Here is a 20436-nt window from a genome sequence, read left to right on the forward strand (position 1 = left end):
CCCGATGGTGACGGACGTGAAAGTCTTTCACAACCGCCTGGGGGTGACCCGAAGGTGTCGTATCGATTAAGAGTCGATGCGGCTCAGCGCAGGCGATCGAGGTCCGCGCCCGACTTGTCGACCAGCGCCTTCATGGCCTCGTAGGCGGCTTCGGGGTCGCGCGCCGCGACCGCGTCCAGCACCGCCCGATGCGACGGAACCGGATCGTCGTCCACGCTCCCGTGCACAAGCTTGTCCCGCTCCGCCAGCCCGATCGCGATGATCCGCTCGACCTGGGTCAGGAACGCGTTGTGCGTGGCCGCCATCAGCAGCCGGTGGAACTCGAGGTCCGCCCGGACGGTCGCGGCGAGGTCGCGCGCGGAGGCCATCCGGTCGACGGCCCCGCCGAGGGCCTCGATGTCGGCGGCCGAGGCGCGTTCGGCGGCCAGGCGGGCGGCGGCGGGTTCGACGATCACGCGCATCTCGGTGAGTTCGTCGAACAGGCTGTGGTCGGTGTTGCCGGCCTGGGTCTGCCAGCGCATCACGTCGGTGTCGAGGAGGTTCCACGACGAGCGCGGTTGCACGAACGTGCCGCGCTTCTGCCTGGCGTCGATCATGCCCTTGGCAGAGAGGACCTTCAGGGCCTCGCGCAGCGCGGTCAGCGACACGTCGAGTTCCTCGCGCAGCGCCGGGAGGTCGAGGGTGTCGCCCTCGCCGATCTCGCCGGCGAGGATCCGGCCCGCCAGCGCCTCGACGGTCTGGCCGTGCACGCCACGAAGCCGCTTCTCGCTCATGAGGTCAGAGCATACGGCACATCATAAATTATGAATTATTCTTGACATGATCATGACCTGAGCGCAATCTGTCCGCCATGGACAGGCGTCACTTCCTCCGCGTCACCGCTGCCGCGGGAGCCGGGTTGCTGGTCAGCGGCACGGCATCCTGCGCCACCTCGGCGTCCTCCGGCCCGGTCACCCAGGCCGCCGGCACGGCCACGATCCAGTCGAACCTCTCGGCGCCTGCTGCCAAAGCGGCGATCGACGCACTGGTGAAGGCGTTCAACGACAAGAAGGGTGCGCAGGCTTCGGTCAACACCGTGGCCTCCGAGACCTTCCGGACCCAGCTGCCGAGCTACCTCACCTCGGCCAACCCGCCCGACCTCTTCACCTGGTACCCCGGCGCACTGCTGAAGGGGTACGAGGAAAAGGGTCTGCTGCTCGACATCAGCGATGTCTGGCAGACCATGGGCGACTACCCCCAGTCGTTCAAGACGTTGAGCGGCAAGGTGTTCGTGCCGACGACGTACTACTGGTGGGGCTTCTTCTACCGCAAGTCCAACTTCGCCAAGTGGGGTGTCACCCCGCCGAAGACCTGGACCGAGTTCGTCGAGCTGTGCAAGACGTTGCAGGGCAAGGGTGTGATCCCGCTCGGCATGGGCGCGGGATCTGACTCGCCGTGGACCGCGTCGAGCTGGTTCGACTACTTCAACATCCGCGTCAACGGAGCCGGGTTCCACCGCGAACTCCTCGCGGGCAAGCAGAAGTTCGACGACCCCAAGGTGAAGGCCATCTTCACGCCGTGGCGCGAGGTTCTGCCCTACACCGACCCCAACGGCACCGCGATCGGGTTCCAGGAGGCCACGACCGCGATGTTGCAGGGCCGCACGGGAATGCTGCTCACCGGCGCGTTCTTCGCCGACGCGGCACCGAAGGACGCGATCGACGACATCGACTTCTTCCGGTTCCCGATCATCGACCCGAACGTGCCGCTGGCGGAGGAGGGTCCGACCGACGGCTTCTTCGCGAGCGCCAAGTCACCGCACGTCAAGGAACTGAAGGAGTTCCTGACCTACGCGGCGACGGCGGAGGGTCAGGAGGCCTACATCAAGGCCTCGTCCGGCACGGTCCTGCCGACGCACCCGAACGCCAAGGACTCCGGCACGCCTCTCGTCACGAAGGGCCGCCAGCACCTCAAGGAGGCCGCGGAGATCACCCAGTTCTTCAACCGCGACTCCAGCGACGCGTTGCAGCCCACCGCGGACGCCGCGCTGGTCAAGTTCCTCCAGCAGCCCGACCAGCTGGACACGATTCTGACGACCTGGCAGAAGGCCGCCGAGCAGGTGTGGTCCTCCTGACATGACCAGCATGACCAGAAGCTTCACCCGAGTCCCTCCGATCCTGCTGTTGTTCGTGCTCATCCCGTTGCTCGTGGAGGGGTTCTGGGTCTTCTGGCCCGCGGTGCAGGGGTTCTGGCTCGCGCTGACGAACTGGGACGGCGTCTCGCCGCCCCGGTTCGTCGGGCTCGACAACTACGCCAGGATGATCGACGACCCGGTCTTCCACACCGCCGTCACCAACACCGCGATCTGGCTCGTGCTCTTCGGCGGGCTGTCCGCGGTCGGCGGCCTCGGAATGGCCGTGCTGCTGCAGAAGGAACGCCGCGGCGTCGGGATCTACCGGGCCGCGCTGTTCGTACCGGTGGTGTTCTCGCTGGTCGCCACCTCGCTGATCTGGCAGGTGCTCTACCAGCCGGGCGGGATCTTCGACAGCAGCCCATTGGCCGACCCGGACACGGCGCTCCACGCGGTGCTGGTGCCGGCGCTGTGGCGGCAGGTCGGGTACGTCATGGTGCTGTACCTGGCGGGCCTCAAGGGCATCGACCCCGGGCTGTACGAAGCGGCCACTTTGGACGGTGCCACGGCCTGGCAGAAGTTCCGGCACATCACGTGGCCGCAGCTCGGCTCGGTCAACTCGGTGGTGCTGTCGGTGATCGTGATCGACTCGCTGCGGTCGTTCGACGTGGTGTGGTCGATGACGCGCGGCGGTCCCTACCACTCGTCCGAGCTGCTCAGCACCTACATGTACTCGACCGCCTTCCAGTCGCTCAAGCTCGGCTACGCATCGGCACTCGCCGTCGTCATCTTCGTGCTGGCGTTCGGCGTGATCGTGACCTACCTCGTCCGCGCGTTCCGGGAGAACTGAGATGTCGGGTAGCACTTCTTCTGGCCGCGTCTTCCACGCCGTGGCGGGCACGATCTCCGTGCTCTGGCTGCTGCCGATCGTCGCCGTGCTCGTCACGGCGGTCCGCAGTTTCGACGACATCGCCGCCAACGGCCTCGCGTCGTTGCCCCAGTCGTTCACCTTCGCCGGGTTCGCCGACGCGTGGACCAACGGCGGCGCGGGCGCCATGTGGAACAGCGTCCTCGTCACGGTGCCGACGGTGTTCCTCTCGCTCGCACTGAGCGCGGCGGCGGCGTACGCGTTGAGCCGCTTCGAGATTCCCGGCCGGCGCTCGATCATCCTGCTGATGCTCGCGGGCAACCTGCTGCCTCCGCAGATCCTGCTCGTGCCGGTGTCGAAGCTGACCGAGCTGCTCGGCATCTACGACACGCTCTTCGCGCTGATCGTGGTGCAGGTCGGCTTCGGACTCGGCTTCTACACGTTCGTGCTGCAGGGCTTCATGCGCGCCATGCCGAACGAGGTGCAGGAGGCCGCCACGATCGACGGTGCCGGTCCCGTGCAGATCTTCTGGCGGATCGTGCTGCCGATGACCAGGCCCGCCCTGGCCGCGTTGGCCGCGCTGGCGTTCACCTGGATCTTCAACGACCTGCTGTGGGCGATCACCGTGCTGCGGTCCTCGGCCGTGATGCCGGTGACCCCAGCGCTGCTCGCGTTGCAGGGCCAGTACGTCTCCAACTGGAACGTGATCGCGGCCGGTTCGGTGATCGCGGCGATCCCGACCGTCGCGGTGTTCCTGCGGTTCCAGCGGCACTTCATCTCCGGACTCGCTGTGGGAGCAGTCAAATGACCTGGACCCTCCGGATGGCCACCACCTCCTACACGGTGGCCGTCGAACCGGGTGGCCGCTGGGCCGAACTCGTGGCCTGGGGCCCGCACGGCGTCGAGACCGGCCCGTCGCCTTTGCGGAACCTCGGCGACATCCACTTCATCACCGAGGCCGACGCGGCGCCGATCGAGTACGCGCCGCGCGGCGAGCGCCCGTTCACCGGCGCCGACCTCGAACTGGACGGCGACTCGTGGTTCACGTTCGAGGGCGCGGACGAGTCGGACGGCGTGCTGCGCCTGGCCTTTGTCGACGAAGTCGCCGGCCTGCGCACCGTGCTCTGCTACCAGCCGGAGACCACGGTCGACGTGCTGTCGCGATGGGTCGAGGTGACCAATCTGCGAGACGAGCCGGTCCGTCTCGGCAGGATCGGTTCGGCGGGCGTGTGCCTGCCCGTCCGGGAGCCTCGACTGTCCTTTCTGCACGGTGAGTGGGCTCGCGAGTTCCAGCTGGACCACGTCTCCCTGCCCGCGGGCGGGTTCCGAATCGGCAGCTCCTACGGCGTTCCCGGGCACAATTACGCGCCCTGGTTGTCCGTGGACGACACGTGGGGCGTGTCGCTGGCGTGGTCCGGTTCCTGGGAGATCACGGCCGAGGTCGAGCCGTCCGGGCTCACTCGTGTGCGTGCCGGAATGCTCGGCCCGGTCGTGGTCGGGCCGGGGGAGACCTTCACGACCCCGGAACTGGCGCTGGCGTACTCGACGGACGGCCTGGCCCGCGTCTGGCACGCCTACGACCGGCTGCGTTCCAGGCCTGCTCGCAAGCCCGTGCTCTACAACTCGTGGGAGGCGACGGGCTTTGAGGTCGACCTGCAGAAGCAGCGCGACCTGGCCCGCATCGCCGCCGACCTGGGCGTCGAGCTGTTCGTGGTGGACGACGGCTGGTTCGTCGGCCGCCACGACGACACCGGCGGCCTCGGCGACTGGTACCCGGAGTCGCCGGACTTCGGCGTGTTCGTCGAGGACGTGCGGGGGATGGGCCTGGAGTTCGGCCTGTGGGTCGAGCCGGAGTGCGTGAGCCCGAAGTCGCGGCTCTACGCCGAACACCCGGACTGGGTGTACCGCGCCGAGGGCCGCGAGCCGACGCTGATCCGCAACCAGATGCTGCTCAACCTGGGCCTGCCCGAAGTCTACGAGTTCGTCGTCTCCACTTTGGACAGACTGCTGACCGACTACCGGATCAGCTACCTGAAGTGGGACATGAACCGCCCCGCCACCGAACGTCCGCTCGACCAGGACGACGCCCACGTCCGCAACTACTGGCGCGTGCTCGACCACCTGCGCGAGAAGCACCCGCACGTGCTGGTAGAGGGCTGCGCGGGCGGCGGCGGCCGGACGGACCTCGCGACCACCGGCAAGGTCGACGTGGTGTGGCCCAGCGACAACACCGCCCCGCTCGACCGCCTGAAGATCCAGCACGGCTTCCTGCACATGCACGCCCCGCACCTGATGTCCTCGTGGGTGACGGACGCGCCCGGCTTCTTCGACGCGCGCCCGCGTTCGCTCAAGTTCCGGTTCGTGCTGGCCATGGCCGGTGTGCTCGGTATCGGCGCCGACGTGCGGCACTGGTCCGCCGAGGAACGCTCCGAGGCCGCTCAGCTGATCTCCCGCTACAAGGACATCCGCGATGTCGTGCACGGCGGCGAAGCGCACCTGCTGAACGACGCGATCCAGTACTCGAGTGACGACCGGATCGTCGTGCTGGCCTGGAACACGGGTTCGCTCACCGGGGTGCCGATGGTGCCCGGCCGGTCGTCACGCGTGAAGTTGCAGGGCTTGACCGGGTCCTATGTGGACGAGAACGGGCAGGTCTACTCGGCGGCGCACCTGACCCATGTCGGGCTGCCGTTCGCCTGGTCGCAGACGAACGACGCCGACCTGGTCGTGCTCAAGCCGCTCTGATCAGGGCTTTGATCTCCTCGATCGGCGTGCGGGCGAGGGCTGACCCGACCCCGCACGCCACCGCCCCGGCCTCCAGCCACGCCGGAACATCGGCCGGCGCAACGCCACCGGTGGGCACGAGCGGCGCGTAGGGCAGCACAGCGAGCACGTCGCGCACCCACTGAGGAGTGGGCGCGGGGAACACCTTCACCGCGTCCGCCCCGGCCTCCAGCGCCTGCACGACCTCGGAGACCGATCCGGCACCAGGCAGAACAGCGGCGCCGTACCGGTGCCCGGCCTGGATCACGGCCACGTTCAGGTTGGGCGCCACCAGGAACTGTGCCCCAGCCCGCACCGCGGCGACAGCGGAAGCCTCGTCCAGCACGGAGCCGGCGCCGATCACGGCAGACGGGTAGTCCGCGCGGAGCTGCCGGATCGCCTCCAGCGCACCGGGGTTCGTCAACGGCAGTTCGAGGGACGTGAGACCCGCGTCCAGCAACGGAACGGCGGCCTCGACAGCGGTAGCGGCGGACGCGGTGCGAACGATCGCGATGATGCCCTGCCGCACGACTGCCTGGGTGATCTCGTAGCGGTAGCTCACGCCCGTCAGCCTACTACACATAAATTACGAATTATTCTTGACACCTGTATCAGGCGCGGGGGAGGCTCACGGGCATGTCGGTTCGCAGAGTCGCGTTGGCCATCGCCTTGATGTCCCTGGTGGCGGCACCCGCTTACGCAGGTGACGACCAGGGAGCGCCCACCTACTACGACAGTGGTGTCGCCAAGACCCCGTACATGGGCTGGAACACGTATTACGGCCTGGGCGCCCCGACCGAGAAGGACGTGCGCGGTGTCGCCGACTTCCTGGTGAGCAGCGGGATGCGCGACGTCGGGTACAAGATCGTGTGGATCGACGGCGGCTGGACCGCCCCGGCCCCGCGCGACGCTGAGGGCAACCTGGTCGAGGACCCGGCGAAGTTCCCCGGCGGCCTCCCGAAACTCGTCAAGGATCTGCACGCCAAGGGCCTCAAGGCGGGCATCTACACCGACGCAGGCCCGTCCGACGGCAAGAACTGCGCGGTCGGCAGCGGCGGTGGCTACTACGAGAAGGACGCGAAGCGGTTCGCTGACTGGAAGTTCGACGCCGTGAAGGTCGACTTCCTGTGCGGCATCTTCGCGAACCTCAAGCCCGCGCAGGCGTTCACGGACTTCAGCAAGGCCCTCGCCAAAGCCGGCCGGCCGATGATCCTCAACATCTGCAACCCGGTCACCGGCGAATGGGGCGTTCCGCACGAGCCGGACCAGACCGCCGACATCTCCTACACCTTCGGCCCGCTGGTCGGCGACTCGTGGCGCACCAGCACCGACATCGCGTTCGGCACGCCGTACGAGGGCATCTGGCGCGACGTGCTGCGCAACATGGACCGCAACGCCGCGCACCCCGAGTCGAACGGCCCCGGCCACTACAACGACCCGGACTACCTGATCCCGATGCGCAAGACGCAGCAGGGCACCTACGAGCTCAACGAGGAGGAGTCGACCTCGCAGTTCGTCATGTGGGCGCAGATGTCCTCACCGTTGATCGTCGGCTCCGACCCGCGCACGCTCCCGCCGTCGATGGTGAACACGCTCAAGAACCCCGAGATCCTCGCGGTCAACCAGGACCCGCTCGCCATCCAGGGCGTCCGGGTCGCCTCGACCGGCGACACCGACGTCTACAGCAAGGTGTTGTCCCGCAAGGGTGAGCGCTCGGTCGTGCTGCTCAACCGTCGCGACGTCCCCGCCGAGATGACGGTGAACTTCGCTCAGGCCGGCCTCAAGGGCAACGTCTCGGTGCGGGATCTGCGCGCTCGCGCGGACCGCGGCACGACGACCGACAAGTACACGGTGACGGTTCCTCCGCACGGCACCGCGATGCTCAAGCTGCGCGGCACGGACCTCGTGCCCGGTGAGGCAGTCGGTTCCGACGCCACCGCCTCGCCCGCGATCGCACGGGTCGGCGACGAGGCACTGGTGTTCTCACGCAGCACCGGCGGCGAGCTGAAGATGCTCCGCAACGGTCAGTGGTCGAGCCTGGGCAAGGCGATCCAGGGCCAGCCCGCCGTACGCACCGTCGGCTCCGACGTAGAGGTCACGGTTCGCGGCAACGACAACCGCGCCTGGCAGCGCACCCTCCACAACGGACGCTGGGGCTCGTGGAAGTCGCTGGGAGGCAAGCTCACCGACGCGCCTTCGGTCTCGGCTGACGGCACGATCGTCGCCCGAGGCGAGGACGGCAAGGTCTGGCTCCACAAGGGCACCTGGACCTCGCTCGGCGCCCCCGGCGACGCCCCGATCTACGGCAGGCCCAGCGTCGCCGGCGGTCAGGTGGCCGTCCGGACCGCCGCCGACGACGTCTGGGTCCGCCCGGTCAGCGGCGGCCAGTGGACGTCACTCGGAGGCGTGATCTCCGGCAGCCCGACCATGGTCGAGTTCCAGGACCGGATCTACCTGTTCGCGCGGGCCGGCGACTACACGCTCTGGCAGATCAACTCCTCCGCCGGCGTCTGGGGCGGCTGGTTCAACCGCCCCGAGTTCCCGAGCAACTCGCTGATCGGCGCCGTCGGTGCTACTGCTGGTGCGGACGGCTCCGCGTGGACGGTCGTGCGCGGGCCGGACAACAGGGTCTACCGGCAGAAGCTCTAGGAGAACGTGCATGAAGTGCGCGGTGGTGTCGGGTGCGGGTGCCGGAATCGGTGCCGCGACGGCGAAGTACCTGACGGACAACGGTTACCGGGTCGTCGGGATCGACCTGCGCGGTGATGTGGCCGTGCGGGGAGATGTCAGCGACCCGGAGACCTGGCAGCGAGCGCTCGAGCTGTGTGACGGCGGCGTGGACGCGTTGGTGAGCAACGCCTACACGGCCGTGGTCAAGCCGTTGGACGCGACGACACCGGCCGAGTGGGAACGCCAGCTCGCCGTCAACCTCGGCGGCACGTTCTACGGCGTCCAGGCTTGCCTGCCGTCGTTGCGTGAACGCAAGGGCTCGGTCGTGCTCGTCTCGTCGGTGCACGCGCACTTCGGCATCCCCGGCCACGGCGCATACGCGGCCTCGAAGGGCGGGCTGGTCGCACTGACCCGCCAGCTCGCCGTCGAGTACGCGCCGGACGTCCGGTTCAACGCGGTGCTGCCCGGTCCCGTGCTGACAGCGGCCTGGGACCGGGTTTCCGCCGAGGATCGGGAACGCAGTGCCCGAGCCACCCCGGCGAGACGCCTCGGCGACCCGGCCGAGGTGGCCTCGGTGATCGGTTTCCTCCTGTCTCCGGCGGCGTCGTTCGTGACGGGCGCGGAGCTTCTGGTCGACGGCGGCTGGTCCGCGGCGAAGGATTCTTCTTGACTTTCTCATCCATGGAGACGAGAGGATTCCCGCGGCTCGCGCCGCGGGGGTTTCTGCTTCGTCGCCGACTGCCCGCCCGGGACGTCCCGTTGAGGTCTTGCGCCGGCTCCACAGACTGTCACCGCCAGTCCGGCGGCCAGGATGTTGCGGGCCGCGTTCACGTCACGGTCGTGGACCGCTCCGCAACCGCAGGTCCAAGTACGTACGTGCAACGGCATGTCGCCCGTCGAAACACCGCAGACCGAGCACAGCTTGGAGGACGGAAACCAGCGATCGACCACGATCACCCTCCGTCCGTACCAAGCCGCTTTGTATTCCAGCATGTGCCGGAACTGACGCCAGCCCGCGTCACTGATGGAGCGAGCGAGGCGACGGTTGCGGACCATGTTCGTCACAGAGAGGTCTTCGACCACAAGCGTTTGATTCTCACGCACGAGTCGAGTGGTGACCTTGTGAAGATGGTCGGCACGCCGGTCGGCGATCCTGGCGTGGACACGGCCGAGCTTGAGACGAGCTTTGGTCCTGTTGGCGCTGCCGATCTGCTTTCGACACAGGATTCTTTGGGCTCGTGCCAGCCTGACCCTCTCGCGGCGCCCGTGCCGGGGATTGGCGATCTTCTCCCCGGTCGAGAGCGTCAGGAGATGCTCAAGGCCGACGTCAACGCCCACGACCGAGTCCGTGGGAGGCAACGGTCGCACGCTGGCGTCGTCACACAGCAGGGAAACGAACCAACGTCCGGCAGCATCTCGCGACACGGTGACTGTCGAGGGCATCGCACCTTCCGGCAACGGTCGGGACCAGCGGATGTCCAACGGTTCGGACATCTTCGCCAGCGTCAGCACACCTCCGCACCAACGGAAACCCGAACGTGTGTACTCGGCGCTCGCTCGCGACCGCTTACGCGACTTGAATCGTGGGTACCTGGCGCGTCTCGCCCAGAAGTGGGTGAACGCAGCCTGCAGATGCCTGAGCGTTTGCTGCAACGGCACCGACGAGACATCGTTGAGAAACGCCAGTTCCTCAGTGCGCTTCCAGGCAGTGAGTATCGCCGATGTGGCTTGGTAGCCGACTCTTTCCTGGCGGTGGGTCCAGGCCTCTGTCCGAGTTTGCAATGCGAGATTGTAAACCTTGCGGACACATCCGAACGTGCGCGACAGCTCTGCGGCCTGAGCCCCGGTCGGGTAGAAGCGGTATTTGAACGCCCGCTTCACCTTGCTGCACACCAGCCAAAGGTAGCAGCTTGCCGTGCCGCCTTCGTACGTCTGACCCTGTTCTGCCGCACAGGGATTCGACTCCACTCCACCCAACTGGCGGGGTTCTTCTCGGAGGATTTCAAATGAAGGTGACGGCGGTCGAGACGTTCCTGGTCGAGCCCCGCTGGCTGTTCCTCAAGGTGAGCACCGACGAGGGGGTGAGCGGCTGGGGCGAGCCGGTCGTGGAGGGCAGGGCGGAGACCGTCCGCGCGGCCGTCCACGAACTGTCCGAGCTGGTCATCGGCCAGGACCCGCTGCGCGTCGAGGACCTGTGGCAGGTCCTGCGCCGAGGTGGCTTCTACCGCGGCGGCCCCGTGCTGTCGTCCGCTCTCTCGGGCTACGACCACGCTTTCTGGGACATCGCCGGCAAAGCACGCGGGTTACCCGTCCACGAACTGCTCGGCGGCCCGGTGCGCGACCGGGTGCGCGCGTACTCGTGGGTGGGCGGCGACCGCCCAGACGACATCTTCGAAGCCGTGTCACGGCAGGTCGCGGCGGGTTTCAGCGCCGTGAAGATGAACGCCACGGCGGAGATGCGCCCGATCGCCTCACCCGCTGAGGCCGACGCGGTGCTGGGTCGTGCCCGCGAGGCGCGCGAAGCCCTTGGCCCGCAAGGAGATCTCGCGATCGACTTCCACGGCCGCGTGTCGCCCGCCATGGCGCGCAGGCTGGTGCGGATGCTCGAAGAGGTGCAGCCGATGTTCGTCGAGGAACCGGTGCTGCCCGAACTGGCCGCCGAGGTGCTGGCGTCGGTGGTGCAGGCGTCGACCGTGCCGATCGCGACAGGGGAGCGGCTGTTCTCGCGCTGGGAGTTCAAGCCCGTCCTCGACGCCGGTGTCGCTGTCGTGCAGCCCGACCCGTCGCACGCGGGCGGCATCTCGGAGCTGCGCCGGATCGGGGCGCTGGCCGAGATCTACGGTGCGTCGATCGCGCCGCACTGTCCACTCGGGCCGATCTCGCTCGCGGCGTCGTTGCAGGTCGCGTTCACCACGCCGAACTTCCTGATCCAGGAACAGAGCGCGGGCATGCACTACAACGGCTCTGACCCGTCGTACCTGGTGGACATGGCGCCGGTGCGGGTCGTGGACGGCTGGATCGCGCGGCCGACCGGGCCCGGTCTGGGGGTCGAGGTCGACGAGGCCGCCGTGCGCCGGGCGGCCGAGGCCGGGCACGCGTGGCGGTCGCCGATCTGGCGGCACGACGACGGCTCGTTCGCGGAGTGGTGACAGGGCCTGCCAGCGGCTGCCAGTGACGTGTGCGTCCGCTGTCAGCGCCCCAGGTGAACCTGGTCGTGCCGTCAGGGAGGCGGCACGATCTCCAGGGGAGCCCATTCATGCACGTCACGATCATCGGTGCCGGTCTCGGCGGTCTCACGCTCGCCCGTGTGCTGCACGTCAACGGCATCCCGTCCACCGTCTACGAGGCGGACGAGTCGCCGACGGCGCGGACGCAGGGCGGCATGCTCGACATCCACGACTACAACGGCCAGATCGCCGTCGAGGCGGCCGGGCTGATGGACGAGTTCCGCGCCCTCGTCCTGCCTGGCCGCCAGGCCATGCGCGTGCTGCAGTCCGACGGCACGCTTCTGCACGAGGAAGGCGACGACGGCACGGGCGGCCGTCCCGAGGTGCAGCGCGCCGACCTGCGGCAGATGCTGCTCGACTCGCTCCCGGAAGGCACGGTCCGGTGGGGCTGCAAGGTCACCGGCGTCCAGGACAGGACGGTGACGTTCGAGGACGGCAGCACCGTCGACGCCGAAGTGCTGGTCGGAGCTGACGGCGCGTGGTCGCAGGTGCGCGCGTTGGTCACCGACGCCAAACCGGAGTACGTGGGGATGGCGTTCGTCGAGACGTACATCTACGACGCCGGCACGCGGTACCCGGAGGTCGCGAAGGCGGTCGGCGGCGGCTCGATGTTCGCCCCCGGCCAGGGCAAGGCGATCTTCGCGCACCGCGAGGCCGGCGACGTCCTGCACGGCTACGTGGAGTTCACCCGTCCGCTGGAGTGGTTCGACGACCTGGGCAAGATCGTCGGCGAGTTCGACGGCTGGGCGCCCGAGCTCACCGCGTTGATCACCGAGTCCGACACCGAGCCGGTGTTCCGACCGCACTACGCCCTGCCGTCCGGGCACCGCTGGGAACGAGTGCCGGGTGTGACCCTGGTCGGCGACGCCGCGCACCTCATGCCGCCCAACGGCGAGGGCGCCAACCTCGCCATGCTGGACGGCGCCGAACTGGGCCAGGCGCTGGCCACCAAGGACGTGGAGACCGCGCTCGCCGAGTACGAGGAGGCGATGTTCGCGCGCGCCGCCCACACCGCGGAGGACTCCGAAGAGATGCTCAAGAGCCTGTTCGGCGACGAGCCCCCGCAGAAGCTGGTCGACCTGCTCCTCGAGGCCTGAGAACGTAGGTGAGCAGGACCGCCATGACGGCCACCCCGGTCCACATGGCGGTCCGCCAGCCCTCCACAAAGGACTCTCCGGTGTCCACGGCGCCGGCGACCATCGCGCCGAGCGAAGCGACACCGAGCGCGGTGCCGAACTCGCGCGTGACGTCGTTGAGCGCCGACGCCACGCCCTGCCGTTCACGAGGCAGCGCACTGGTGATCGCCTCGGTGGCGGGCGGCATCGACAGCCCCATGCCCGCGCCCATCGCGATCATGCCGGGCAGCACGGTGAGGTACCCGGCGTCCACGAACACCGCCATGAACACCAGACCCAGGCCGCCCAACACGATTCCCGTCGCCATCGTCGCGCGGGCACCGATCCGTTCGGCCAGCCGCGGCGCGAGGCCGGACGCGACCATCATCAGCCCGGCCATCGGCAGCAACGCCACCGTCGACACCAGTCCTGACCAGCCGAGAACGGTCTGGAAGAACGGGTACAGCACGATCGACACACCGGCTTGCACCCCGAACACCACCAGCAACACCACCGACCCGGTGGCCAACCGGCGCTCCCGGAACAGCCGGACGTCCAGCAGCGGCGCGGGATGCCGGAGTTCCCACGCCACGAACGCGATCGCCGCGCCGGCCCCGACGAGCAAGCTGGGCACGTCGCGTTCGTGCAGGAAGTGGATCAGCCCGGCCACCGCGACCACGGAGGTGAGTGAGCCGACGACGTCGAACGGCCGCGCCTCCCGTGAGTCCGGCACCGCTGTGAGCGCCATGACCAGCGCGACGACCACGAGCACGACCGGCAGCACGAACAGGAACCGCCAGTCCGCCACGTCGACGAGCAGCGCCGACAGGAACATGCCCAGCAACCCGCCACCGCCCGCGACGCCCGTCCACACGCCGATCGCCCGGCTGCGTTCGGTGGCCGGGAACGACGAGGTGATCACGGCGAGCGTGACGGGCATGATCGTCGCCGCCCCGATCCCGCCGAGCACCCGCGCCGCCAGCAGCACCTCGGCGGACGAGGCCAGCCCCGCGATCACGTTGGACGCGCCGAACACCAAGAGCCCCGCGAGGAGCACGGGCTTGCGCCCCCACCGGTCACCGACCGCGCCGAGCGGCAACAGCAACGCGGACAGCGTCAGCACGTAGACGTTGATGATCCACAACACCGTGCCCTGCGACGCGCCGAACTCGGCGGCGAGGTGGGGCTGGGCGACGTTGAGCCCGGTCACCGACGAGATCACGGCCATCAACGCGACGCACACCGCGACCAGGGTTTTCGTTCGATTCATGGCTCTGACGCTAAGCAGGGTTTGCTGGAGAAGCATACGATCATGCGTATGACGCAAGAAGATGGCGATCTGGACGGCCTCGTGCGCAAGCGGATCCGCGCGTTGCGGGTGGCGCAGGGCTGGTCGCTGGACGAGCTCGCGACCCGCGCCAGGCTCAGCCCGTCGTCCCTGAGCCGCATCGAGAACGGTCAGCGCCGCCTCGCTCTCGACCAGCTCGTCACGCTGGCTCGCGCCCTCGACACGTCGCTGGACCAGCTGGTCGAGACCGACACCGATGACGTGATCGTCAGCCCGATGCTCGACGGCGCGCACGGCAACATGCGCTGGCCGATCAAGGCCGAGCCGGGCATGACCGTGATGCGCCAGCGGATGACCACCCCGCCGCCCGACAACCCCGCCTCGTTGCGCGCGCACTCCGGCCGCGAATGGCTGGTCGTGCTGTCGGGCACGGCCGTGTTGCTGCTCGGCAACCGGAGGTTCCGGGTGGAGACCAATCAGGCCGCCGAGTTCCCGACGATGCTGCCGCACGCGATCGGCACGGCGGGTGGTCCGTGCGAGATCCTCGGCATCTTCGACCGGGAGGCGCGGCGCGGCCACAACGCCGACAAGAAGGCGTGATCTTGCGCGGCCGGCACTGGTTGGGACGACCTTCTTGCGTCTTGCGCAAGCTGCCGTGCATCTAGCGCACGGGCGGCTTAGCTTGGCCGCATGAGCGACGAACGACATGGCCACGGTGGCGGGCACGGGCAGGACCACGGCCGTGGCCACGGGCACGGCTCCGACTACGGCTCCGACTACGGGCATGGCCACGGGCACGGCTCCGGCCACGGCCACGGCTCCGACCACGGCTCCGAGCACGGGCACGGCTCCGAGCACGGGCACGGCTCCGAGCACGGGCACGGCTCCGAGCACGGGCACGGCCACGGCTCCGACCACGGGCATGGCCACGGGCATGGGCACGATGACGACCAGGCCGAGATCCTCGACCTCGACGCCGAACTCCTCGCCACCCACACCGCCGACATCATCGACTGGCTGCCCACCTCGAACCCCCGCCACATCGTCGACCTCGGCAGCGGCACGGGCGCGGGCACGTTCGCCCTGCTAGCCCGCTACCCCGAGGCCCACATCACCGCGGTCGACTCCTCGCTGGACCACCTCCAACGACTCCGCACCAAGGCCGGCGAACGAGGCCTGGCCGACCGAGTCCACACCGTCCTGGCCGACCTCGACGCGGACTGGCCGGACCTGGGCACCCCCGACCTGATCTGGGCATCAGCGTCCCTGCACCACCTGGCCGACCCGGCCCACACCCTCGGCCGGCTCCACAAGACCCTCGCCCCCGCAGGCCTGCTGGCTGTCGTGGAACTCGCCGGCATGCCGCAGTTCTTCCCCGAACAGGCGCCGGACGGCCACGACGAACGCCTGCCCCACCGAGGCGCGGACTGGGGCCCGAAGCTGACCGAAGCCGGGTTCACCGTCGAAGACGAACGCACGATCACCGTCCACATCGAACGGTCCGAGGCCGTGGAACGCTACGCCCGCATCGTTCTGCGTAGGCAACTCGGCCCAGAGGCGGCAGAAGAGGCATTGCTCCGCGACGACCTGTCTCTGCGCACCGAACGCACTGTCTGGGCGGCGAGGAAATGACCTAGCGCGACGCCGTGACGAGAGCGGTCCGCAGCTGGTCGAGGGCGGACGCTCGTGCTCCGGTCAGCGACGGAGACGCCACGGACGCCGCGACCACGTCGACCTGACGCGGCAACCGTGCGCACTCGTCCCTGATCGCGCCGAGCAACGACGGCCCCCACGACCCGCCGATCACGACGACCTCGGGATCCGCCAGCGTCACCAACGCCATGACGACACCCCCGATGGCCCGTGCGAGCACGACGGGATCCGCCGTCCGCAGCCGTGCCACGTCGATCGCGGTCGTCCCCGGCCGGCGCAACCCGAGCTCGCCGAACACCTCGATGAACGGCGTCGCGCCGGACGGCCCGGCCGTGATCAGATGCGAGATCTCGCCCGCCAGGCCCGAGTGCCCGCGCCGCACCTCGCCGTCGGAGACGACGGCACAACCCAGGCCCTCGTCCAAGAACAGGTAGGCGAAGTCCGCGACGCCCAGCGCGGCGTGTTCGGCCTGCGCGGCCCAGTTCACGTCGTTGTCCACCACGACCGGCCCGTGCAGCAACGGCCCCAGCACCGCGACCGGATCCAGTTCTCCCACCAGGAACGGCGAGTCGGGCAGCTGGACGAGCCTGCCGGTGCGCCGGTCCACGGGATCTGCGGCGCTCACCGTGCAGAGCCGGACGTTGTGCGCCGCAACGGTTTCCGCGGCGACAGACGGCAGCACGGCCGCAACCTCGGCCGGGTCGGCGATCGGGTGGTGCGTGCGGCCGACGACGTCCCCGTAGGCGTCGACGCACTCGGCCGTGATGCCGTCCGGCGCGATCGCAATGACGAGCGCGACGCCGATGTCCTCGGCCAGGCTGTAGAACGAGCCGACTCTGCCCTTGCCACGCCCGCCCGGCGTGCGTTCCCCGGTGTCGGCGACCAGTCCGCTCTCGACCAGCCGACGGACGCTCTCGCTCACGGTCGGCTTCGACAGGCCCGTGGTCGTCGCCAGCTCGGCCCGCGTCAGCTTGCGCTCGGACATCAACGACCGCAGCACGTGCTCGTCCGAGATCGAGCGCAGCAACTCCTGGGACGGCCTGGTCACGCGCCGCACTCTAGTTAGGGGGCTTGCCTACAACGGCACGACACGCCTATGGTTCTAAGTTAGGAGTCCTTACTGGAAGGAGTCGCGGTGCTGCCGAACTGGGAGACCACCCCTGCTGACCTGCCGAAAGCCGTCAGGGAGGTGAAGAAGGCGATCCGGGCGAACATCGAGGCGTCGGGACGCTCCGTCGAGGAGGTGTTCGCGGTCGTCGAGCGCCAGATCCAGCGCGAGGTCGACGACGTCAAAGCCGGGCAGGCCTGGCCGGTGATCGACTACGCCGACATCGAGGCCGGCACCGCGTCACCCGACCTCGTGAAACGCCGCGGCTGCCTGGTCGTGCGGAACCACTTCGACCGCGAGCAGGCGCTGGCCTGGGACAAGTCCATTGTGGACTACGTCGAGAGCAACGACTTCTTCGAGAACTACCGCGGCCCCGGCGACGACTTCTTCGGCAGCGTCGGCTCGAAGCCCGAGATCTACCCGATCTACTGGTCCGAAGCGCAAACCCAAGCCAGGCAACACAAACGCATGGCAACGGTCCAACAGTTCCTGAACAGCCTGTGGCACCACGAAGGCTGGTTCGACCCGGCGAAGGACGTTGGCTACCCGGACCGCATCCGCCGCCGCCCACCCGGCGCGAACTCCAACGGCCTCGGCACCCACCTGGACCCCGGCACGCTCGACCTGTGGATGACGCGCGAGTACCAGCAGGCGTTCCGGCACCTGTTCAACGGCACGCCGGAGCAGTACGACCCGTGGGACGCCGCCCACCGCACCACCGGCCCGCAGTACCCCGGAACGACGATGTGCTCGGTGTTCCGCACCTTCCAGGGCTGGACCGCGCTGTCGGACATGGCCCACGACCAGGGCGTCCTGCACACCGTCCCGATCCCCGGCGCCATGGCGTACCTGATGCTGCGCCCGCTGCTCGACGACGTCCCGGACGACGACATGTGCGGCGTCACGGTCAACCAGGTCTTCCCGGTCAACCCGAAGTACCACTCACTCCTGATCGAGGCCCTGAGCGGCATCCCGGACGTCCGCGCGGGCGACTCGGTCTGGTGGCACTGCGACATGATCCACAGCGTCGCGCCGGTCATCGATCAGCAGGGCTGGGGCAACGTCATGTACATCCCGGCCGCGCCGTCATGCCCTCGCAACGACCGCTACGCCAAGGAGATCCAGCACGCCCACGCGACCGGCTCCAGCCCGAGCGACTTCCCGGAAGAGCACTACGAACGAGCCTGGCCGAACCGTTCACGCCCCGAATAGCACCCGGAACACCGCGCCCTCACCGGGCGCGGTGTCCAGCTCGATCCGCCACCCGTGCGCCGCGACCAGCGCTGCCACGATCGCGAGCCCCAGCCCGCTTCCACCGGGCCCACGCGCGGGATCAGCGCGGTAGAACCGTTCGAACACCCGCGAAGCCTGCTCGGCGGTCATCCCAGGCCCGTGATCAGCGACCGAGAACTCGCCCGCCCCCAACCGGACCTCGATCGGCGACCCCGCCGGCGTGTGAATGAGCGCGTTGTCGAGGAGGTTCGTCAGCACCTGCCGCACCCGCGCCTCGTCGGCCTCCACGAGCACCGGCCCCGCGGACAGCACCAACGAGACAGACCGGTCCGCATCGCGCATCCGTGCCTCGACCACGGCATCGCTCACCGGTACCACCAGGTCCACAGTGGACAACGCCAGCGGCTGCTCCGAGTCGAGCCGCGCCAACTGCAGCAGATCCTCGACCAGCAACCCCATCCGCGAGGCCTGGTCCTCGATCCGCTTCAACACCTCGGAGGCATCCGAAGCCGCGCCCTGCCGGTAAAGCTCGGCATAACCCCGAATCGACGTCAACGGCGTCCGCAACTCGTGCGACGCGTCCGCGACGAACTGCCGCATCCGCTTCTCCGAGCTCACCCGCACGGCGAACGCCTGCTCGATCTGCCCCAGCATCGTGTTCAACGCCGAGGCCAGCCGCCCGACCTCCGAACCAGGCCGCCGTACCGGAACCCGCCGCGACAGATCACCGGCCGCGATCTCCCCGGCGACCTGCTCGACCTCCTCCAACGCCCGCGTCGAAGCCCTGACCAGCGCATACCCTGCCATCCCGACGAGGATCAACGCGCCGAGACTGATCAGCAGGAACGCGAGGCGCAGGTCGTCGACCGCCCGATCCACCTCCGACTGGTCGACCGAGGCGATCAACTCGGTCCCGTCCAGGTCCCGCACCACCACCCGCCGCGCGCCGATGGTGACGTGCTCGCCGGACGCCAGGACACCGAACGCAGGCAACCCGTCGAACGCGGTTCCCGACAGCACCCCGCCGGCGTCGCGCACGATCACGTTCTCGCGCAGGGGAAACGTCCGCGGCACCGACACCACCCGGTCCAGCCGCGCGTCGAGCTGGCCGAGCAGATAGCGCTCCATCACCTGAGACCCGATCAGCCACGTGCCGAACAGGCCCGCGGCCACCAGGGCGACGAGCACGACCACCAGCCGCACGCGCAACGTCATCGGCGGATCATGTACCCCAGGCCGCGAACCGTGTGGATCAGCCGAGGTTCGGAGGCGTCCACCTTGCGCCGCAGGTACGAGATGTACGACTCGACCACGCCGACGTCACCGTCGAAGTCGTGCGACCACACCTGATCCAGGATCTGCGCCTTCGACAGCACCCGCCCGCTGTTGCGCATCAGGTAGTGCAGCAGCCGGAACTCCGTCGGCGACAGCTCCACGACCCGCGAACCACGCCTGACCACATGACTCTCCACGTCCAGCGAGAGATCACCGCAGGTGAGCTGCTCGCTCTCGACTCCGGGCCGGGTGCGGCGCAGCACGGCCGTGACCCGCGCGATGACCTCCTCCAGGCTGAACGGCTTGGTGATGTACCCGTCGCCGCCGATCGTCAGGCCGGTGATGCGGTCGTCCGTGCTGTCCCGCGCGGTCAGGTACAGCACCGGCACCCGCACGCCGCTGGAACGCAGTCGCCGCACCACCTCGAACCCGTCCCGGTCGGGCAGCATCACGTCGAGCAGCACGAGGTCAGGCACGTCCGTCCGAGCCGCCGTCAACGCCTCGGAGCCGGTCGCCGCGCTCGACACGGTGAACCCCGCGAACCGCAGGCTGGCGCACAGCAGCTCGCGGATGCTGGGTTCGTCCTCGACGACGAGCAACCGGCCCCGTTCCACGCGTGAATCCTGCATCACCCGGTGGTCGGCCGCTGGGTGATGGTCTGCCCGCTCACGGTGCCGTCGGAACCCGCCTGACCCTGCACGACGACCTGCTGACCGGCCTTCAGATCAGCGAGTTTGCCCTCGGACGTGACCTCCACCTTGGTCGTGTCCGAAGTGGACACCTTCACGATCTGCCCGTTCTGCGTCTTCACGTAGACGGTCGTGCCCTCGACGTGGTCGATCGTGCCGGCGGTGCCGCGCCCTCCGAACTGGCCACCGCCCTGCCGGTTCGTGCCGGATGGGGGAGCGGCACCGTTGCCGCCGGGGAACTGCCGCCCGGCCGCGTTCGTGCGGGTCGGCGTCTCGCTGGCACCGAAGGACTTCTGCACGAACACCCCGCCGACGAACGCCACGATGGCGAGCACCGCGACCCCGAGGATGACCGTCGTCTTGCCGAAGCCCGTCTTGCGCTCCTTCAGCTTGGCCGAGATGTCGTTCTCGAGCGGCTGATCGAGTGGGTTGGTCAC

The 20436-nt window shown here is 68.8% G+C and carries 19 protein-coding genes; 11 read left to right on the forward strand and 8 right to left on the reverse strand.

The window, feature by feature from the left end; all coding sequences use genetic code 11:
• Positions 1-83: 83 nt before the first annotated feature.
• Positions 84-773: a FadR/GntR family transcriptional regulator gene (locus BM417_RS45805; protein WP_093606403.1), complete on the reverse strand. Its 690-nt coding sequence runs from the start codon at positions 771-773 to the stop codon at positions 84-86.
• Positions 774-850: 77 nt separating this feature from the next.
• Between BM417_RS45805 and BM417_RS45810 the strand changes: the two genes are divergently transcribed.
• From BM417_RS45810 to BM417_RS45825, 4 genes are read left to right on the forward strand one after another with little or no spacing between them, the layout of a single operon-like run.
• On the forward strand, positions 851-2113 hold the full coding sequence (locus tag BM417_RS45810; RefSeq protein WP_093606404.1) for an ABC transporter substrate-binding protein: 1263 nt from the start codon (positions 851-853) through the stop codon (positions 2111-2113).
• Between the two features lie 10 nt (positions 2114-2123).
• Entirely contained in the window at positions 2124-2960 is an 837-nt protein-coding gene (locus tag BM417_RS45815) for a carbohydrate ABC transporter permease (protein ID WP_218164783.1), read from the forward strand.
• A 1-nt stretch (position 2961) separates the two neighbouring features.
• A complete protein-coding gene (locus BM417_RS45820) occupies positions 2962-3786 on the forward strand; it encodes a carbohydrate ABC transporter permease (protein ID WP_093606406.1) in 825 nt (274 codons plus the stop codon).
• On the forward strand, positions 3783-5723 hold the full coding sequence (locus BM417_RS45825; protein WP_093606407.1) for an alpha-galactosidase: 1941 nt from the start codon (positions 3783-3785) through the stop codon (positions 5721-5723). The genes BM417_RS45820 and BM417_RS45825 overlap by 4 nt, the downstream gene beginning before the upstream one ends.
• Here BM417_RS45825 and BM417_RS45830 read toward each other — a convergent pair.
• A complete protein-coding gene (locus BM417_RS45830) occupies positions 5710-6303 on the reverse strand; it encodes a bifunctional 4-hydroxy-2-oxoglutarate aldolase/2-dehydro-3-deoxy-phosphogluconate aldolase (protein WP_093606408.1) in 594 nt (197 codons plus the stop codon). The genes BM417_RS45825 and BM417_RS45830 overlap by 14 nt on opposite strands.
• A 74-nt stretch (positions 6304-6377) precedes the next feature.
• Here BM417_RS45830 and BM417_RS45835 point away from each other — a divergent pair, with 74 nt between their 5' ends.
• Together BM417_RS45835 and BM417_RS45840 are read left to right on the forward strand one after the other, a co-directional pair.
• Positions 6378-8390, forward strand: a complete 2013-nt coding sequence (locus tag BM417_RS45835) for a glycoside hydrolase family 27 protein (protein WP_093606409.1) — start codon at positions 6378-6380, stop codon at positions 8388-8390.
• 10 nt (positions 8391-8400) lie between these two features.
• A complete protein-coding gene (locus BM417_RS45840) occupies positions 8401-9081 on the forward strand; it encodes an SDR family NAD(P)-dependent oxidoreductase (RefSeq protein WP_093606410.1) in 681 nt (226 codons plus the stop codon).
• 5 nt (positions 9082-9086) lie between these two features.
• Here BM417_RS45840 and BM417_RS45845 read toward each other — a convergent pair whose 3' ends face one another.
• Positions 9087-10304: an RNA-guided endonuclease InsQ/TnpB family protein gene (locus tag BM417_RS45845; RefSeq protein ID WP_218164784.1), complete on the reverse strand. Its 1218-nt coding sequence runs from the start codon at positions 10302-10304 to the stop codon at positions 9087-9089.
• Positions 10305-10417: 113 nt separating this feature from the next.
• Here BM417_RS45845 and dgoD point away from each other — a divergent pair, with 113 nt between their 5' ends.
• Positions 10418-11560, forward strand: coding sequence for a galactonate dehydratase (dgoD, locus tag BM417_RS45850; RefSeq protein ID WP_093606411.1), 1143 nt, complete (start codon positions 10418-10420; stop codon positions 11558-11560).
• Between the two features lie 107 nt (positions 11561-11667).
• On the forward strand, positions 11668-12735 hold the full coding sequence (locus BM417_RS45855) for an FAD-dependent oxidoreductase (RefSeq protein WP_093606412.1): 1068 nt from the start codon (positions 11668-11670) through the stop codon (positions 12733-12735).
• On the opposite strand, the gene BM417_RS45860 is transcribed toward BM417_RS45855, so the two are convergent.
• Positions 12674-14023: an MFS transporter gene (locus BM417_RS45860; protein WP_245822869.1), complete on the reverse strand. Its 1350-nt coding sequence runs from the start codon at positions 14021-14023 to the stop codon at positions 12674-12676. The genes BM417_RS45855 and BM417_RS45860 overlap by 62 nt on opposite strands.
• Positions 14024-14071: 48 nt before the next feature.
• Between BM417_RS45860 and BM417_RS45865 the strand changes: the two genes are divergently transcribed.
• Both BM417_RS45865 and BM417_RS45870 read left to right on the forward strand, forming a co-directional pair.
• A complete protein-coding gene (locus tag BM417_RS45865; RefSeq protein WP_177320990.1) occupies positions 14072-14641 on the forward strand; it encodes an XRE family transcriptional regulator in 570 nt (189 codons plus the stop codon).
• Positions 14642-14731: 90 nt separating this feature from the next.
• A complete protein-coding gene (locus BM417_RS45870; RefSeq protein ID WP_093606414.1) occupies positions 14732-15673 on the forward strand; it encodes a class I SAM-dependent methyltransferase in 942 nt (313 codons plus the stop codon).
• Position 15674: 1 nt separating this feature from the next.
• On the opposite strand, the gene BM417_RS45875 is transcribed toward BM417_RS45870, so the two are convergent.
• Positions 15675-16742, reverse strand: a complete 1068-nt coding sequence (locus tag BM417_RS45875; protein WP_245822871.1) for an ROK family transcriptional regulator — start codon at positions 16740-16742, stop codon at positions 15675-15677.
• Positions 16743-16829: 87 nt separating this feature from the next.
• Here BM417_RS45875 and BM417_RS45880 point away from each other — a divergent pair, with 87 nt between their 5' ends.
• Complete coding sequence (locus tag BM417_RS45880) at positions 16830-18014, forward strand: YbiU family protein (protein ID WP_245822873.1); 1185 nt, start codon at positions 16830-16832, stop codon at positions 18012-18014.
• Here BM417_RS45880 and BM417_RS45885 read toward each other — a convergent pair.
• The 3 genes from BM417_RS45885 to BM417_RS45895 are packed head-to-tail and all read right to left on the reverse strand — an operon-like array spanning position 18000 to position 20436.
• A complete protein-coding gene (locus BM417_RS45885) occupies positions 18000-19250 on the reverse strand; it encodes a sensor histidine kinase (protein WP_093606416.1) in 1251 nt (416 codons plus the stop codon). The genes BM417_RS45880 and BM417_RS45885 overlap by 15 nt on opposite strands.
• The gene (locus tag BM417_RS45890) at positions 19247-19939 is read right to left on the reverse strand and encodes a response regulator transcription factor (protein ID WP_093606431.1); all 693 of its coding nucleotides are present in this window, start codon (positions 19937-19939) and stop codon (positions 19247-19249) included. The genes BM417_RS45885 and BM417_RS45890 overlap by 4 nt, the downstream gene beginning before the upstream one ends.
• Positions 19939-20436: a hypothetical protein gene (locus tag BM417_RS45895; protein ID WP_093606417.1), complete on the reverse strand. Its 498-nt coding sequence runs from the start codon at positions 20434-20436 to the stop codon at positions 19939-19941. The genes BM417_RS45890 and BM417_RS45895 overlap by 1 nt, the downstream gene beginning before the upstream one ends.

Origin of the sequence: Lentzea waywayandensis, from assembly GCF_900115955.1 — a bacterium.
In the GTDB taxonomy this organism is placed as follows: domain Bacteria; phylum Actinomycetota; class Actinomycetes; order Mycobacteriales; family Pseudonocardiaceae; genus Lentzea; species Lentzea waywayandensis.

What these genes read in the sequence shown, in the direction of transcription:
- BM417_RS45865 (WP_177320990.1), top strand. Translation starts at nt 14,072, where the DNA reads ATGACGCAAGAAGATGGCGATCTGGACGGCCTCGTGCGCAAGCGGATC.
- BM417_RS45820 (WP_093606406.1), top strand. Translation starts at nt 2,962, where the DNA reads ATGTCGGGTAGCACTTCTTCTGGCCGCGTCTTCCACGCCGTGGCGGGC.
- BM417_RS45825 (WP_093606407.1), top strand. Translation starts at nt 3,783, where the DNA reads ATGACCTGGACCCTCCGGATGGCCACCACCTCCTACACGGTGGCCGTC.
- BM417_RS45870 (WP_093606414.1), top strand. Translation starts at nt 14,732, where the DNA reads ATGAGCGACGAACGACATGGCCACGGTGGCGGGCACGGGCAGGACCAC.
- BM417_RS45840 (WP_093606410.1), top strand. Translation starts at nt 8,401, where the DNA reads ATGAAGTGCGCGGTGGTGTCGGGTGCGGGTGCCGGAATCGGTGCCGCG.
- BM417_RS45890 (WP_093606431.1), bottom strand. Translation starts at nt 19,939, where the DNA reads ATGCAGGATTCACGCGTGGAACGGGGCCGGTTGCTCGTCGTCGAGGAC.
- BM417_RS45855 (WP_093606412.1), top strand. Translation starts at nt 11,668, where the DNA reads ATGCACGTCACGATCATCGGTGCCGGTCTCGGCGGTCTCACGCTCGCC.
- BM417_RS45815 (WP_218164783.1), top strand. Translation starts at nt 2,124, where the DNA reads ATGACCAGAAGCTTCACCCGAGTCCCTCCGATCCTGCTGTTGTTCGTG.
- BM417_RS45805 (WP_093606403.1), bottom strand. Translation starts at nt 773, where the DNA reads ATGAGCGAGAAGCGGCTTCGTGGCGTGCACGGCCAGACCGTCGAGGCG.
- BM417_RS45835 (WP_093606409.1), top strand. Translation starts at nt 6,378, where the DNA reads ATGTCGGTTCGCAGAGTCGCGTTGGCCATCGCCTTGATGTCCCTGGTG.
- BM417_RS45885 (WP_093606416.1), bottom strand. Translation starts at nt 19,250, where the DNA reads ATGACGTTGCGCGTGCGGCTGGTGGTCGTGCTCGTCGCCCTGGTGGCC.
- BM417_RS45810 (WP_093606404.1), top strand. Translation starts at nt 851, where the DNA reads ATGGACAGGCGTCACTTCCTCCGCGTCACCGCTGCCGCGGGAGCCGGG.
- dgoD (WP_093606411.1), top strand. Translation starts at nt 10,418, where the DNA reads ATGAAGGTGACGGCGGTCGAGACGTTCCTGGTCGAGCCCCGCTGGCTG.
- BM417_RS45860 (WP_245822869.1), bottom strand. Translation starts at nt 14,023, where the DNA reads ATGAATCGAACGAAAACCCTGGTCGCGGTGTGCGTCGCGTTGATGGCC.